The sequence below is a fragment of the Thiocapsa sp. genome (genome assembly GCF_035467215.1).
In the GTDB taxonomy this organism is placed as follows: Bacteria; Pseudomonadota; Gammaproteobacteria; order Chromatiales; family Chromatiaceae; genus Thiocapsa.
This window is the reverse complement of sequence record NZ_DATITZ010000099.1, coordinates 1-15,520: the sequence shown is the minus strand read 5'-3', so window position 1 is coordinate 15,520 and position 15,520 is coordinate 1. Positions and strand designations below refer to the sequence as shown.

Genomic DNA, 15,520 nt, shown 5'->3' with positions numbered 1-15,520 from the left:
GCGAGGATGCACGCCGGTGAAGCGTGCGGGACATCCGCGCTCCGCGCTTACCGCATTGCTTCACCGGAAAACGACATCACCGGTGGAAAATTCCCTGCAAAAATGGCCGGTGGTTTGCGGATCAGGATGGGAAACAACAGGCGCGTCACCCGGGAGACCGCACGCCTCCTGCAGCACTGGCGCCATCATCCCTTCAGCAGTCTTCGCCCCTTCTTCTGCCAGATCGAGGCCGTCGAAACGGCCACCTGGCTGACCGAGGTCGCACCGCACATCGGCAAGGCGGGCAAGCGTTTTCTGACCCACCTGGCGGACGCCAACCCCGAGCTGATGCGTCTCAAGCCTTCGCACCATTCGGCCGCTCGAGCCGCGGAATCTCCTCGGGGTCGACCAGCGCGCCGTTCCCGTCGGGCAGCAATGCGGATCGCCCGTTTTCGGCATGATCGTCGTGAGCTCGATGCGGTCCGGCAGGAACGTGGCGTCGCGCGGATCCATCCCGTAAACATCACGCACGCGCCCGGACAGACGATCGTCCGCCCCCGAACGGCTGAAAAGAACCAGTTCGGTCGTGACGTTGCCGGCTGCCCCTTCGATCTACCGGTACAGGACCTCGATGGCTTCGATCGCCCGCGCCCGAGTCCCGCTGTCCGGGAGCCAATCGGCGGCAACGGATTCGCCGCCGAGGGCTTGTTCAAACAAATCTTCTGTAAGACACCGGGATCGGGGGAGGCCAGGGTTCTTCCGAGAGGCACCGGTGAGCGTCCAATGGCAAAAGGCTGACTGGCGGGCAAGGATGCTCCGCACGAACCTGGGTTGATTCTTGCGGGCCGGAGTGTGCTGCGGTCAGCATCACTCGTCGATGCCGACCGGAACCGAGGGGGAGTAGATTCGCGGGCCAACGCCCGCATTGGTGGAATCGTCGCATCCACACTCGGATGCCCGCCCGCACCGGAGAACGCCTCGATGAGCCGCCGAAGATCAATCCTCCTCCTCGCCGGTTTGTGCCTGCTTGCAGCCGTGCCCGCGCAGGCCGAACCCGCTCTGTCTTCCGATGACCTCTACACCTTCCGCGCGCCGAGCCGCGACGGGATCGGCAAGACCTATTTCGGTCGCGAGATCTCCCAAGTCATGGGCCACCAGGGCGCCGCCTGGCTGGAGCGAAGGACCCGTGTCGTCGAGGAGACGCCCGACCGGGTGGTGGAGGGCATGGGACTCGCGCCCGATGCACAGGTCGCCGACATCGGCGCAGGCACCGGGTATTTCACCTTCCGCATCGCCGAGGCCGTCCCGGCGGGTCGCGTCTACGCGGTCGACGTGCAACCGGAGATGCTCGAGGTCATGCACAAACGCATCGAGCGGCGGGCGATCACCAACGTGACCCCGGTCCTCGGCGCCGAGGATGATCCCAAGCTGCCGTCGGAGAGTCTCGATGCCGCGCTGCTCGTCGATGCCTATCACGAGTTCGCCCATCCCTTCGAGATGATGCAGGGCATTCGTCGGGCACTGCGACCGGGCGGGCGGGTCTTTCTGATCGAATATCGCGGCGAGGATCCACGGGTTCCCATCAAGCCGCTGCACAAGATGACCCAAGCGCAAGCGATTACCGAGCTCGAAGCCGTCGGACTGCGCTGGGTCGAGACCCTCGACATGCTGCCTACACAGCATTTCATGGTGTTCGAGAAACCCGCCGAGGACTGATCCCGTGCATCGAGTCGACCGCATCATCGAAGCCCCCGTCGGCGTCGCCTGGCGGATCCTGATCGACACGCGTGAATGGCCGCGCTGGGGGCCGAGCTTGCGCGCGGTCGAAGCTCCTTCGCATCTGATCGGCCCCGGCATGCGCGGGCGGATCCAGACCTCGGTCGGCCTCTGGCTCCCCTTCGAGATCACCCGCTGGGAGCCCGAGAACGCCTGGGCCTGGCAGGTCGCCGGCATTGACGCGACCGGACATCGCGTAGATCCGCTCGGACCTTCTCGCTGTCGAGTGACCTTCGAGATCCCGCGCTGGGCGCCCTTCTACGGGTTGGTTTGCGATACGGCCTTGCGCCGGATCGAGGCGCGGGCATGGTTTTGAGCCTGCTTGCGGGCCTGTTTGATCGAGCGTAGGATCCTCGCTGCCAAATCCCGGGCCGCCGATGCGGTCGACAGACATCGATCACCTTGCTTCGAGTCATCCACGTGCGCCGACCAAGCCTCATCGCAACGACTCCACCGAGCGCCTCCCGCGGCTCGTGGTCTGCGCGCGTATCCGTTGGCGGCTGCCTGTTCCGCATACACCGCGAGCTCAATCCAATCTGCGCATCCTATCGGCCCTCCGACAGCGGTCATCGCCGTTTCGGAGCGCCAAGGACGCGCGAATTCTGATCGCTTGACCGGTTTTACCCCGTCAGTCGATCCGGCGGGGAGCAGCAAGACCGGACACCCAAAGTCCCTTTCCAGCGCATCCTCCCCGCCAGTGTCCGGCACGGCCGCCGTCGGCCGTGCCATCGTGCGCCGCCCAATGCGCGGCAGGAGGAGCCATGACGATCAAGCAAGTCATCACCGAGGGCGAAAAGCCGGTCAAGGTGTGGACCGAGGAGCTGGACGCACGCTCGCGAGAGCAGCTGGTCAACCTCTCCAAGCTGCCCTTCATCCATCGTCACGTCGCCGCCATGCCCGACGTGCACACCGGCATCGGCGCCACCATCGGCAGTGTCATCGCCACCGACCGGGCGATCATCCCGGCCGCCGTGGGGGTCGATATCGGTTGCGGCATGGCGGCCGCGCGCACCTCCCTCCGCGCCGAGCAGCTCGACGAGCGGGCGCTGAAGAAGGTCTTCGACCAGATCAGCCGCGACGTGCCGGTGGGGCGTTCCCAGCACACCGATGCGCGTGCGCTGAGCGAGGCGGCGACGCCCTTCGCCGCGCCGCTGGCCGCGCTGACCGAGAAGCACCCGCAGCTGCTCAAGGCTTTCGGCCGCTTCTCCAACTGGATCAACCAGATCGGAACCTTGGGCGGCGGCAATCACTTCATCGAGGTCTGCCTCGACGAGTCCGGGCGCGTCTGGGTCATGCTGCACTCGGGCAGCCGCGGCATCGGCAATGCCATCGGCCATTACTTCATCGAGCTGGCCCGGCGCGACATGGAGCGCTGGATGATCCAGCTCCCCGATCGGGATCTCGCCTATCTGCCGGAGGGCTCGGAGCACTTCGACGACTACGTGGCTGCGGTGTCCTGGGCGCAGGCCTATGCGCGGGAGAATCGCGAGCAGATGATGGCGCTGGTGCTGGCCGCACTCGCCCGGCATCTGCCGGCCTTCTCGGTCACCGAGGCGGTGGTGAACTGTCATCACAACTACGTCGAGCGCGAGCACCACTTCGGGTCGAACGTCTGGGTCACCCGCAAGGGTGCGATCCGGGCGCGGGAAGGGGATCTCGGCATCATCCCGGGCAGCATGGGCGCGCGCAGCTACATCGTGCGCGGCAAGGGGAATCCCGAGAGCTTCTGCTCCAGTGCCCATGGCGCCGGACGACGGATGAGCCGCACCGCGGCCGAGAAGCAGTTTACGCCGGCGGATCTGGCGGCTCAGACCCAAGGGGTGATCTGTCGCAAGGACAAGGGTGTGCTCGACGAGATTCCGGGTGCCTACAAGGACATCGACCAGGTCATGGCCAACCAGGCCGACTTGGTGGAGGTGGTGCATACGCTGAAACAGGTGGTCTGCGTGAAGGGTTGAGGGCGGTATGACGACCGGTACGCGGAGAGATCGGAAGGGTCTAAAATCGCCGGCAGCCGCCACACCCAAACCTCGGAGCCCGATGAACGACCAGGACCCCACCGAAGACGATCTCATCCGACTCTTGGTCGACAGCTGGTCGGCGCTGCGCGCGGGCACGCTCGGCGAGGATCAACAGGCGCTCCTGGACCGGGAGCGCCCGCAGTGGCAATGCGAGGCGGCCAATCTGATCGCCGAGGGTCTGCTCGCCTATGTGACCGTGGAGATGGTCGAGCCGGATCTGGCTCACGACCGCGAGGTCGATCCGCACGACACGCCGACGCCGCAAGACTACGCGGCCCGACTCGGCGCCCACATGATGGACTTCGTCGATTATCGCGGGGATCTGGTGAAGACGCGGCGGCTCGGAACGCATTGAGGCGAAGCCGCGCCGGGCATTCTTCGAGCGGCGCGTTGCCTGCCCTGCCCCATCCGTCGCTCCGGGGATCGCACCACGGGTTGGCCACCCGAGCGGCCGGAGTCGAGGCGACGGCGAGACACGGATCTTCGACCCTTGGGCTAGACTGGAAAAAGGATCCGTCGCGGCCCGGTCAAGGCCGCGGCGATTATGTCAACTGCGGAGGAGAATGCCATGTTCCATGTTCATTCGATTCGGATCGCGACCCTCGAGCCGGCGGCCCCGAGGAATCCCGGCAGTTCACCATCGCCGCGGGCGGCGACAGCTTCGAGGATATCCCGCCCGCCCCCCCCTCACTTAGGTGGGGCGAGGAGGTCGAAGCGCGTACCGAGTAAGTCGGGAGCGTCTCGGGCTCGCGTGACCCCTGAGTGTCGATGACCTGCGTCTTCTGCAGGAAGTCACCCCAAACCCCGCAGGCAAAACAGGCCGTCAGGGCAGGTCGGAGGCTCGATCCCGTGCCGCACCCTCGATGCGGAGCCGCTGTCGCAGGCGGCGCAGCTGCTCCGCATCGAGCGCATCGGCGAAAATGGGAAGTGTGTGGCGGCGCAGGAAGCCGAATCGGAAGTTGAGCACGACGAGCGGGAGGGCGATGAAGGTAGCCGAGCACAGGCTCCCCTCGCGCTCGGCACCCGAGACGAATCGAATCCGCCAAGTCCCGTCCGACTCCCAGAGGACCGACTCTAGAGACCAAGGCGCGCGCCGTAGGACATCGACATAGCCCACATAGCATGCGCTGAGAGCGACCGGGAGCAGCAGAAGCAACGACGGCGGGCCGCCGGGGAGTGCCGGGATCACCGCCGCCGCCGCGAGATGGGTCAGCACGACAAACAAGGCGAAGTGCCGGGACAACCCGGGGCGGATCAAAAGCGGCGGACGTTCGCGGTGAGAGCCCATCGTAGAACCGGATCAATCGTGCTGGAGCGGGACTTCTGCATTCGAGTCGAAACTCGCCGTCATGACCCTCCGATCGATCGCGACGCGCATCCGTAGGTGCAAATTGATTTGCACCTACGGATGCTGATCAATCCTCCGGCCGGACACACTGCTGGAAACAGGTCGTGTCCCCGCAGAGTAACCCGGTCAGATCATGGAATCTCGGGCATATCCCAGGTCTCCCGACTCGTGAGTGTGCGCAGGAAGGCGCCGAGCTGGAAGATCTCGGTGTCGGTCAGGCCGCGGTCGACCAGCAGCTCGGACTTGTTCGGATCCGGATTGCCGCCGGAGGCCATGTAGCGGATCGCCAGCTCGAGCGTAGGCGCACTGCCGTCGTGGAAATAGGGTGCGCTCAAGGCCACGGACCGAAGCGAAGGCGTCTTGAATGCGCCGCGATCCGCCTCGTCCTTGGTCACGTTGAATCGCCCCGGGTCGGGGGTTTCCTTTCCGTGCTCCAGGCCGACGTTGTAGAAGGTGCTGTTGCCGTAATAGGGCGGCGAGTGACAGGCAACGCATCCGGCCTTGCCGACGAAGAGCGCCTGTCCGGCGATGGCGTCCGGCGTGACCACCCCGGCCTCGCCCATCTCGTGGCGGTCCCAGGGCGATTCGTCGCTGTTCTTGGTGCGCAGATAGGTGGCGAGCGCCTTGACGATCGTCTCCGGTGTGGCCGGGCCGCCGAAGACGGTCTCGAACTGGGCGGCATATCCGGGGACAGCCTGAATGAGCGGCGCGACCTGCTCCGGGTCGGCGTTGATCTGGGCCTTCCAGGCGGCCAGCACCTGACCCTCGAGGGTCGTCGCACGGCCGTCCCAGTACCAGGCGGTCTGGTAGCCCGTGTTGTACAGCGACGGGGTATGGCGCGTATTCAGATCCCCGTTGTCCTTCGGCGAAAGTGTCCGCCCGTCGGTCCAGCCGAGATGGCGATAATGACAGCCCTGGCACGCCATTTCGCCGCTGCCCGAGAGGCGCGGATCGACAAAGAGTTGTTTGCCGAGCGCGATCTTCTCGGCGGTCGCGGGGTTATCGTCTGGATGGACCATCGGGGGCAAAGCAGAGGGGCGAGCCGGTGCCGGATCAATCGCCGTCACGGGAGCGGACCCCGCGGCAGTCACGGGAGAGTCGCCCCCCGATGCCGCGATCGGCGGCGGTACGGGCTCGGGACTCGACTCGGGGGCCTGGTTGCTGCGGTCGTGGACGATCCACAGGGACGTGGCCACAATGAGCCCGGCAATGGGGTAGCGGATATCGATCATGCGTTGTCTCCTCCAATGATGGTCGGCCTTGGGTGCGCCTCTTTGCCCGTCGAGCGAGATGATCCCGGGTCCGGCCTGCGAGCCCGAGTTGCCGCGCCGTTCGAGAGCGAGGAGATGATGCGATCGATACGCTACCCCTGCAAGTCGGGCGACCCGCTGCACCGTTCACGCACGACCGCGACGATGTGCCGGACCAGGTCACGCAGCTCGGTATCCGGCGGTTCGGCGCGGGACATGAACCAATCGCTGAGGCGTTGGTCCTGCTCGGCAAGCAGGCGGACGAAGTCGATGCGTCGGGCCGGACTGAGATCCCGGTAGCCGAGATCGAGGAAGCGATCCAAGAGATGATCGAGCTCCAACATGCCGCGTCGGCATTGCCAGCGCAGCCGTCGGATCTCGAGCGCCGTGTCCGACGCCTGCCGGGAGGCGTCGGTCATGGCCGTGGTTTCGGATGTCGATTCAGTCGCCAACGGATCGCTACACACCCTTATCCAGCATCAGATCCTTGATCTTGCCGATGGCCCGGGTGGGATTCAAACCCTTCGGGCAGACCTCGACACAATTCATGATGCTGTGGCAACGGAAGAGCTTGTAGGGACCGTCGAGCGCGTCGAGCCGCTCCTCGGTCGCCTGGTCGCGGCTGTCGGCGAGGAAGCGCCAGGACTGCAGCAGGGCGGCGGGGCCATGGAACTTCTCGGGATTCCACCAGAACGATGGGCAAGCGGTCGAGCAGCAGCCGCAGAGGATGCATTCGTAGAGCCCGTCGAGCTTGTCGCGATCCTTCGGCGACTGGAGGATCTCCTGCTCGGGGAGCGGATCCTTACGCACCAGATAGGGCTTGACGGCCCGGTATTGCTCGTAGAACTGCGTCATGTCGACGACCAGATCGCGGATCACCGGGCGGCCGGGGAAGGGACGGACCTGGATCGGCTCTTTCAGCTCGGTGATCGGCGTGATGCAGGCGAGCACATTGCGTCCGTTGACGTTGACGCCGTCGGAGCCGCAGACCCCTTCACCGCAGGAATGGCGAAAACTGAAGCTCTCGTCGTGCTTTTTCACTTCGAGCAAGGCATCGCGCAGCATCATGCCTTGAAAGGTCTTGACCTCGTAGTCCTGCATCCGGGGCTTGGTATCGGTGTCCGGATTGTAGCGGTAGACGCTGATCTTCATAACGCACCTGAATTCGTTGTGTTGTCATCCGAGCAAGCGCTCAGCGGCACCGAGCCGTGGTCGGAGGCCGGATCAGAGGACGGCGCATCACCGAGTCCCGCGGATACGGGCGAGGCCGATGGCGGATGCCCCGCCGAAAGGCGCATCCATCCTGCCTCCTGCCTCCTGAACCCCGAACCCTGAACCCTGAACCCCGAACCCTGAACCCCGAACCCTAATAAACCCGTTCCTTCGGCGGAAACGACTCGACCGTCAAGGGTTTGGTGCGCACCGGTTTGTAGTCCATGCGATCGCCCTCCCGGTAGTAGAGGCTGTGCTTGAGCCAGGTCTGGTCGTCGCGCGCAGGGTAGTCCGGCCGCGAGTGGGCGCCTCGACTCTCTTGGCGATACAGCGCGGAGACGGCGATCGACATGCCGACATCCATCATGTTTTCCAGCTCCAACGCCTCGATCCGGGCGGTATTGAAGACCTTGGACTGGTCGGTCAGACGCACCTCGGGCAGTCGGTCGCGCAGCTCGCAAAGCTTGTTGTAGCCCTCGGTCATGATCTCCTCGGTCCGGAAGACACCGGCGTGATCTTCCATACACTTACGGAAATCGGCACGCAGCTGCTGTACCGGGGGACCGTCACCCTTTTGCTCCCAGCGCTCCAAACGGCCCATGGCCTGATCCAAGCTCGCGGAGTCCACCGAACGCTGATAGGGATTTTCGCGGACATACTCGATGATGTCTTTGCCCGCCAGACGCCCGAACACCAGGATGTCGAGCAGCGAGTTCCCGCCCAGCCGATTGGCCCCGTGCACCGAGGCACAGGCGCACTCCCCGGCCGCGTAGAGTCCCACCACGACCTCCTCGGAGCCGTGACCCGCCGGCATGGCGACCCGACCGAAGCGATCGGTCGGGATGCCGCCCATCGCATAGTGTGCGGTCGGGAAGACCGGGATCGGCTCGATGACCGGATCGCAGCCGGCGAAGATTTGGCTCGACTCGCGGATACCCGGCAGACGCTTGGAGATGACCGCCTCGCCGAGATGGTCGAGCTTGAGCATCACGTAATCGCCGTTCTCGCCGCAGCCGCGACCTTCCTTGACCTCGGTGACGATGGCGCGCGAGACGACGTCGCGGCTGGCCAGGTCCTTGGCGCGCGGGGCATAGCGCTCCATGAAGCGCTCGCCGTCCTTGTTGACGAGATAACCGCCCTCCCCGCGCGTACCCTCGGTGATCAGCATCCCCTTGCCGGCGATGCCGGTCGGGTGGAACTGGAAGAACTCCATGTCCATCAGCGGGATGCCGGCGCGCAGGGCCATCGCGGCACCGTCGCCGGTGTTGATGTGGGCGTTGGAGGTCGTGCGGAAGACCTGACCCCAGCCGCCGGTGGCAAGCAGAGTGGCCTTGGATTCGATCAGGAGAGGCTCGCCGGTCTCGATCTCGAGCACCAGGGCGCCGCAGATGATGCCCTCGGCGTCGCGGACCAGATCGATGGCGAAAAACTCGTCGAAGAAGTGGGTGCGCGCGCGGATATTCTGCTGATAGAGGGTGTGCAGGATCGCGTGACCCGTACGGTCGGCCGCCGCGCAGGTGCGCGCCGCCTGATCGCCGCCGAAGTTCTGGCTCTGGCCGCCAAAGGGGCGCTGGTAGATCTTGCCGTTGTCCAGGCGCGAGAAGGGTACGCCGGCGTGCTCGAGCTCGTAGACCGTGGGGATGGCCTCGCGACACATGAACTCGATGGCATCCTGGTCGCCCAGATAGTCCGAGCCCTTGACCGTGTCGAACATGTGCCAGTGCCAGGAGTCCGACATCATGTTGCCGAGCGCGGCATTCACCCCGCCTTGGGCCGCGACCGTGTGCGAGCGCGTCGGAAATACCTTGGAGACGACGGCGACGCGCAGATCCGCTCCGGCCAATTGGAGCGCTGCGTTCAGGCCCGCACCGCCGGCGCCGATGATGAGTGCGTCGAAATGACGTGTTGGAATTCCCATGCCTGGATTACCCCTGCAGACCCGCGGTGATGATGGCCTTGAAGGCCCAAAGGCCCGAGGCGATGAAAACGAAGGCGACAAGGGTCAGCAGACCGATCCGCAGGCCGAGCACATGCACATAGTCGATCAGGACGTCGCGGATGCCGACCCAGGCGTGGGCGAGCAAGAGCGGCATGAGGAGCACGAGACCCAGCGCGACAACTGGATGAGCGACCCAAGCGACCAAGGCGGCATGGTCGGCCGGGGCGTCGAAGGCGAACTGGATCAGGAGATAGGTCAGAAAGAGCGCCAGATAGACGGCCGTGGCGCGCTGAATGACCCAGGCCATGAGACCGGATGCTTGTCGGCTCATAACGCCAGCCCTCCACCGATGACCAGAACGACGATCGCCGCGATCAGCGCCGTCCAAGCGCTTTGCCGGGCTGCCGGGCGGTCCAGCCCGAGGCCCAGATCGAGCAGCAGATAGCGGATCCCGGCAAAGAGGTGATGCAGCAGGCTCCAAGCCAACACCAGCAGGATCAGCTTCACCGGCCAGACGTCGAGGATTCCTGCGACCTGCTCGAACCCCGCGGGTCCCGAGAGCGCCTGGTGGAAGAGGATGGCTGCGAGCGGAATCGCGAGGACCATCAGAACACCGCTGATGCGATGAAGGATCGAAACGACACCCGGAATCGGCAGCTTGATCCGCCACAGATCCAGGAATACAGGTCTTGTTGTTTGCATTCTTTAACCTTTGGTGATGCGCCTACGATGATGCGCCGGCCGCGCGCCGGGCCACCCTAGCCCGGCCGATTCGACACCTGGATCGCCCCGGGGTTTTGCGGTCTCGGGGATGCGACAGCCTTGCACGGATCATGGACTTCTGTCGCGTGCCGAGACGCAGGGCTGTCATCAGACCGTCAAGTCGGGTCATTATTGTGCACTGCAACAGGAGGCGATTCAATCTTGAGAACAGCCAAGGGTCTTGCGGTTTTCCCGCTCGACCCCGTGGACTCGACCCAGGGCTCACGATCGCCCAAGTCGGCTACCGCGCGGCGGGTCGGTAGCGGCTCACACCGAGGTCTTGGGCAGCAGCAAGGCCAAGCCTCCGAGCACCAGGGTCGAGCCGAGCAGAAAGAGGTGGAGATTGACCGCGCCGGCCAACGCAAGGCTCGGATCCACGCCCAAGGGTGTAAGCGCCGCCACCACCGCCAGCTCGTAACTCCCGCTGCCCGCGATGCCGTGGAAGGGCAACACGGTCGAGAGCTCCGCCCCCATCACGCCCGTGAGCAGTCGCCAAAATTCGAGCGGCAGGAAATGCTCGAGCAGCACCGCGAAGGCGGTGAACTTGAGTGTCCAGGTCAATGCCGTCCAGAGATAGACACGGGCGATGATCCCGGGCTGTGCGGGCGCGGCGGCCAAAACGCGTCGGGCAAGCTGAAGCAGCTTCGACGCAAGACCGCTTCCGGTCCGTCCGCTCGCGTGCGACGCCAGGCCCCGCAGCGGCAAGAAGAGCAGGAGCCCGCCGAGCCATACCAGCGCAGCCCACCACCAGATCGGCGAGGGATCACGCAAGTGCAGGATCAGGATGCCGATCAAGGCCAGAAAATGCAGATCCAGGATCCGGATCCAGAGCAAGGCGGCGGCAGCATCGAGAAACCCGTGACCGAAGTAACGCCGCATCAACCAGGGAAAGACCATCTCCCCGGCGCGCATCGGCAAAAGATTGTTCGCCGTGTTGTGCAGCATGCTCAGACGCAGCACGGTCGGGAAACAACCGCGAAACCGAGACCCGAAATAGTCGTAAACCCGCACCGCGCGCAGCACGTAGCTCAGCGCGGTCAGGCCGAAGAGCGCGAGCAAGAGGAGCGGCGAGAGCGTGCGCCAGGGCAAGAGGAGCGGCCCCCATCCGACCGTCCATTCGACCGTGATTACAAGAGCCGCCAGGAGCGCCGCGCCGATCACCCAGTCGCGCGGGCGACCAATACGCAGGACGCCGCCATCGCCTGTCTCCCGAACGCCTTGGCTGCCGGATTCCTCGTCCGGGTCGAGAGTCATCGCCGACGTCGCTTGGCCGGATAGATGGGCGGCTCGCCGGGCGGACGGGTCTTGAAACGACGATGCACCCAGAAATATTGCTCCGGCATAGTGTGAATGCGCGCCTCGATGACCTGATTCATCCGCAGTGTATCCTCCGTACGATCCCCGCTCGGAAAATGCTCCAGCGGCGGATCGAAGATCAGCTCCAAGCCGCGCCCCCACGGCAGGAAACGGGCGAAGGTCGGGATGACGACCGCACCGCTCATGGCCGCGAAACGTCCGAGCATGGGCACGGTCGAGGCCGCGACACCGCAGAAGGGCACGAAGAGACCGTTTCGCCCGCCGTCCTGATCCGGTAGATAAAAGAAGGGCGTCCCCTTCTTCATCTCGCGCACCAGGCCGCGAAGATCGTCGTGGCGCTCGATGGAGACGCTGCCGTATTGCTGACGCGCACGCCGCACCTGCCGGTCGACCACCGGATTGCGGATCCGCTGGTACATGTAAACGCCGGAGTGGACCAGCGCGGTAAAGGCCGCGCCGCCGAGCTCGAGGCCGACAAAATGCGGAACCAGGACGATGACCGGACGTCCCTCGGCGATATCGGCATCGATGCGCTCGCGGTTGCGGATCTTCACCACGCGGGCCAGGCGCGCACGCGACGCACCCCAGCCGACGCCTTGGCAGAAGGCCGCCACGCCCAGCCAGCCGAATTGCGCACGCAGGATGCGCTCGCGCTCGCGCGGGGTCGCCTCCGGCAGACAGATCTCGAGGTTGCGCCGCCCGACGAGGCGCCGCGACCCGGCGAGCAGATAGGTCAGGCGCCCCACGGCGCTGCCGAGCGCCCAAATCAGCGGAAAGGGCAATCGGCCCAAAGCGTAGACGAGGCCGACAACCAACCAACTGGGCCAATACTTTGGATGGGAGAGGCTCATCGCTCGAAGGTGTAGAAGAGATCCCCGCCCTGATTGCCGCCCGTTTCGGTTTGGATCTCGATGCGGTCGGTCAGGTCGTATCGCATCCGGACACCGCCCGATTCGTTGCCGACGCCGCTCTCGTATTCCACGAAGATCTTCGGTGCGATGTAGGTCCCGACCGCAAGACCGGGGTTTACCGCATCGCCGCTCGCACTCGGAGCGGCCCCGGTGAGTAGAAACTTCGTGATCTCGGCCTGGGTCATGCCGGGATCCGTCTCCGAGAAGAAGGCGAGCTTGGGATCGCGCAAGGTCCCGAGCACCTGGACACCGGCGACGGTCGATCCGCCGTCGCGCTCGGCTTGAATGAGGAGACCGGGATTTCCGATCGGACTGCTGGCATAAATCATGCGCCCCTGGACGATGTTCAGCGGTGCACCGATCTCGGCGGCAATCCCGAGCCCGGTCGTCAACCGATATTGGCCGTCGATGATCTGCAACTGACCGTTGCCCAGCATGTCGCGTCCCGGGGCCTGCTGCAAGGCCAGCTCCCCGGCCAAGCGTCCACGCAGTCCAAAGGCGTCGATGCTGACCTGATCGCCGAGGATCAGACGCAGATCGATGGCGAGAGGAACCGCCTTCTTCCGCTCTTGATCCAACAGGACAACATCGCTGGACTTGGTCTTTGCGCCGGCCGGGATAGACCGGGGTCGAATCCGCGCCTCGGGGATCCTGATCGCGCCGCTCAGACGCGCGCCTTTCGAATTGGCCTCGAAATCGATGTCGGGTGAGACCAGGGCGAAATACTCGCGCGTGTCCGCGACCTTGAGGTTCGTGCCCGACGCCCTTGCCTGTGCGGCGAATCCGCCGCCGCCGAAGCGTGCATCGCCCGTCAGCTCGAGTCGGCCGCCGCCGACGTCCGCCGAGCCCTGCAGCTCCATCCGGTCGACCGCCGGGGCGCTGGCCGTGATGTTGAGTTCGGCCACCTTCAGCCCGACTAATGGCATCGTGAAGCCGACATCCCGGACCCGCGCATCGCCCCGCAACGCCGGTGCGCCGAGGCTGCCGCGCAACCCCAGATCAAGCTCGACGCCGCCGGTCATCCCGGTGATGTCGGGAACCAGGTTGGCGACCCGATCGAGTCCCCGGATCTCGCCGCTCAGGTTCCCGGCGAGCGGCTGTCCCGGGCGCGCCGGGGCGTCGAGCCGCCACCCGGCGAGATCGAGCGTCCCGTCGATCCGCCCGAGCCCTTCGAGCGGTAGACCGAGCCGGGCGGAGAGGGCACGTGCGCCGGACTCCAGGCCGAGACGCGTCCCCGAGAAATCGATGGTTTCCTTCCGGCCGCCACCCATCAGCACCTGGACCGCGCCTTGGGGGATCTCTGCGGTTGCGTTGCCGCTCAGGACGTTGCCGGCAATCTCGAAGCGTCCCTTGATCCCGGCATTGCCGCTCAGGGCGAGATTGCTCGGCATCACGGGCCCGAGCAGTGCAAAATCGGCTAAGGCGAAATCCAGGCTCGCCACCGCACGTTCGGCCATGCTGCGGTTGAGCTCGGCACAGCCACCGGAGCCGTTGGGCCCGCGGATGCAGAAGGGGCCGAAGGCGACCTTCGGACCGGCAATGGAGACCGGACTCGGTTGCCGCAAGGCCCAGTCGCCGAAGGTCGCCGTGTCGAGATCCAGGCGCATGATCCGCCCGTTGTAGGCGCCGTCGGGCGCGAGTCCGCCGGAACCCTCGAAGATCGCCGAGATCGGCTCGCCCTTTAGCGTCATCTCCAGACGGTGATCCGGGATCCGGCCCGCGCCGCGCACCGAAAGCGTCTCCCAGATCATGTCGCCGGCGATCAGCCGGGTGCCGTCGAGCTGGATCTCGAAAGGATCCTCGGGAGACAAGCCCAGATCCAGTGTCCCGGTCAGACCGGCGATCCCCTGCCCTGCCCACTCGGCATCCCGCGCCGAGAGATCGAGCAGGACCCGCGGCGCCTCGCGCGGTCCCGAGACCTTGCCGCGGGCGATAAGACTGCCGCTGGCCTCGGGCGCCAAGCTGGCAAGGTCTGAAGATTCCAGATCGAAGCTCACATCCAGCGCCTTGTCGATCTGTCCGGCGACCTGCAAGGAGCTGGGACCGGATGCCGCGTTGAGCCCCTCGATCCGGATGGTCTCCCCGAGCATGGTGACCGAACCGGAAGCGACGACCGGATAGCCGCGCACGATGCCCTCGAACCGCTCGATGGCGGCGACCAGGTTCGGCCCCGCAGGCTCGAGCGACCCTCGGCTCGTCAGTCGGCCACCGAGACTGCCGGGCCACTCGGCGGCAAAGGTGCCCGGGTCCAGGTTCTCGGCGTCCAAGCTCGCATCCCAGGAGACCACGGGGTCCCAACCGACCGTGGCAAGACCGGCGATTCGCCCGTTGAGCGTGTCGAGCGTCAGGGTCTCGATCCGAGTCTCGCGACGGTCGCCCCGACCGCCGAGGCGCAGCTGGGAAGGCGGCAGACCAGGGCCGACCGAGCGGGCGGCCAGATCGTATTCGAAGCCGTCCAATCCGCCCGCGCTCGAGAGTTGAAACGAGAGGCGATCCTCGAGCCCCTCCACCAAGGCAACCGGATTGAGATCCTTGCCGCTCAGGCTCAGTGTCCAGCTCAGGTCGGGCGACCAGGCCACCTCGCCCTCGCCGAGCAGCTCGCCGTCGAGCAGAGCGAGCTTCAGGGCGTCGATGCGGGTTCCTGTCTCCGAGCCGGTGCCGTTCAGGTCCAGCGTCAGCGCAGGAATGTCCGGACCCTGTGCAGCGAGCGAGAGGACATAGTCGAAGGCATCGAAGGCACCCGAGACATCGAGCGTCCCGCGGGGTGACTCGGCGATCATATCGCCGCTCAACGTCCAACGCAGGCGCTCCCATCGTCCGGCCAGCGCGAAGCGACCGGGCGTCGCTCCCGTATCGACCTGGCCGGTGAGGTTCAGCAGGGCATCGGAGACCTGCTCGGTCAGCGCGAGGCTGCGGATCTCCAGGATCCGCTCGGCCCAGAGGACATCCAGCATGACGGCGAGATGTCCGAAATCAGGCAGCTGCGGGGCGCGGGCATCGAGCTG

The 15,520-nt window shown here is 65.6% G+C and carries 14 protein-coding genes and 1 pseudogene; 5 read left to right on the top strand and 10 right to left on the bottom strand.

The window, feature by feature from the left end; translation table 11 throughout:
• Positions 1-141: 141 nt before the first annotated feature.
• From VLR48_RS20215 to VLR48_RS05335, 5 genes and pseudogenes are all read left to right on the top strand, one after another.
• Positions 142-336 (top strand): annotated as a pseudogene (locus tag VLR48_RS20215) (hypothetical protein); the annotation flags it as partial.
• A gap of 624 nt (positions 337-960) precedes the next feature.
• Positions 961-1,695 carry a class I SAM-dependent methyltransferase gene (locus VLR48_RS05350; protein ID WP_325290787.1) on the top strand — a complete coding sequence of 245 codons (735 nt, stop codon included), beginning with the start codon at positions 961-963 and terminating at the stop codon, positions 1,693-1,695.
• A 4-nt stretch (positions 1,696-1,699) separates the two neighbouring features.
• Positions 1,700-2,071: an SRPBCC family protein gene (locus VLR48_RS05345; protein ID WP_325290786.1), complete on the top strand. Its 372-nt coding sequence runs from the start codon at positions 1,700-1,702 to the stop codon at positions 2,069-2,071.
• 445 nt (positions 2,072-2,516) lie between these two features.
• Positions 2,517-3,713: an RtcB family protein gene (locus VLR48_RS05340; protein WP_325290785.1), complete on the top strand. Its 1,197-nt coding sequence runs from the start codon at positions 2,517-2,519 to the stop codon at positions 3,711-3,713.
• 82 nt (positions 3,714-3,795) lie between these two features.
• On the top strand, positions 3,796-4,131 hold the full coding sequence (locus tag VLR48_RS05335; protein ID WP_325290784.1) for a hypothetical protein: 336 nt from the start codon (positions 3,796-3,798) through the stop codon (positions 4,129-4,131).
• Positions 4,132-4,599: 468 nt separating this feature from the next.
• Here the strand turns inward: VLR48_RS05335 and VLR48_RS05330 are convergent, their stop codons facing one another.
• The 10 genes from VLR48_RS05330 to VLR48_RS05285 form a co-directional block, all read right to left on the bottom strand.
• A complete protein-coding gene (locus VLR48_RS05330) occupies positions 4,600-5,064 on the bottom strand; it encodes a protein YgfX (RefSeq protein WP_325290783.1) in 465 nt (154 codons plus the stop codon).
• 191 nt (positions 5,065-5,255) lie between these two features.
• A complete protein-coding gene (locus tag VLR48_RS05325) occupies positions 5,256-6,356 on the bottom strand; it encodes a cytochrome-c peroxidase (RefSeq protein ID WP_325290782.1) in 1,101 nt (366 codons plus the stop codon).
• 131 nt (positions 6,357-6,487) lie between these two features.
• Positions 6,488-6,793 (bottom strand): succinate dehydrogenase assembly factor 2, encoded by a 306-nt coding sequence (locus tag VLR48_RS05320; protein WP_325290781.1) that lies wholly within the window; start codon positions 6,791-6,793, stop codon positions 6,488-6,490.
• A 40-nt stretch (positions 6,794-6,833) separates the two neighbouring features.
• Entirely contained in the window at positions 6,834-7,526 is a 693-nt protein-coding gene (locus VLR48_RS05315; protein ID WP_325290780.1) for a succinate dehydrogenase iron-sulfur subunit, read from the bottom strand.
• 214 nt (positions 7,527-7,740) lie between these two features.
• Positions 7,741-9,504 (bottom strand): succinate dehydrogenase flavoprotein subunit, encoded by a 1,764-nt coding sequence (gene sdhA, locus VLR48_RS05310; RefSeq protein WP_325290779.1) that lies wholly within the window; start codon positions 9,502-9,504, stop codon positions 7,741-7,743.
• Positions 9,505-9,511: 7 nt separating this feature from the next.
• Positions 9,512-9,856 carry a succinate dehydrogenase, hydrophobic membrane anchor protein gene (gene sdhD / locus VLR48_RS05305; RefSeq protein ID WP_325290778.1) on the bottom strand — a complete coding sequence of 115 codons (345 nt, stop codon included), beginning with the start codon at positions 9,854-9,856 and terminating at the stop codon, positions 9,512-9,514.
• Entirely contained in the window at positions 9,853-10,227 is a 375-nt protein-coding gene (gene sdhC / locus VLR48_RS05300; protein ID WP_325290777.1) for a succinate dehydrogenase, cytochrome b556 subunit, read from the bottom strand. Before sdhC ends, sdhD begins: the two co-directional genes overlap by 4 nt.
• A gap of 327 nt (positions 10,228-10,554) precedes the next feature.
• Complete coding sequence (locus tag VLR48_RS05295) at positions 10,555-11,541, bottom strand: lysylphosphatidylglycerol synthase transmembrane domain-containing protein (RefSeq protein ID WP_325290776.1); 987 nt, start codon at positions 11,539-11,541, stop codon at positions 10,555-10,557.
• Positions 11,538-12,455: a lipid A biosynthesis acyltransferase gene (locus VLR48_RS05290; RefSeq protein WP_325290775.1), complete on the bottom strand. Its 918-nt coding sequence runs from the start codon at positions 12,453-12,455 to the stop codon at positions 11,538-11,540. Before VLR48_RS05290 ends, VLR48_RS05295 begins: the two co-directional genes overlap by 4 nt.
• Positions 12,452-15,520, bottom strand: a 3,069-nt coding sequence (locus tag VLR48_RS05285; protein ID WP_325290774.1) for a translocation/assembly module TamB domain-containing protein, incomplete at its 5' end; no start/stop codon positions are given. The genes VLR48_RS05285 and VLR48_RS05290, both read right to left, overlap by 4 nt.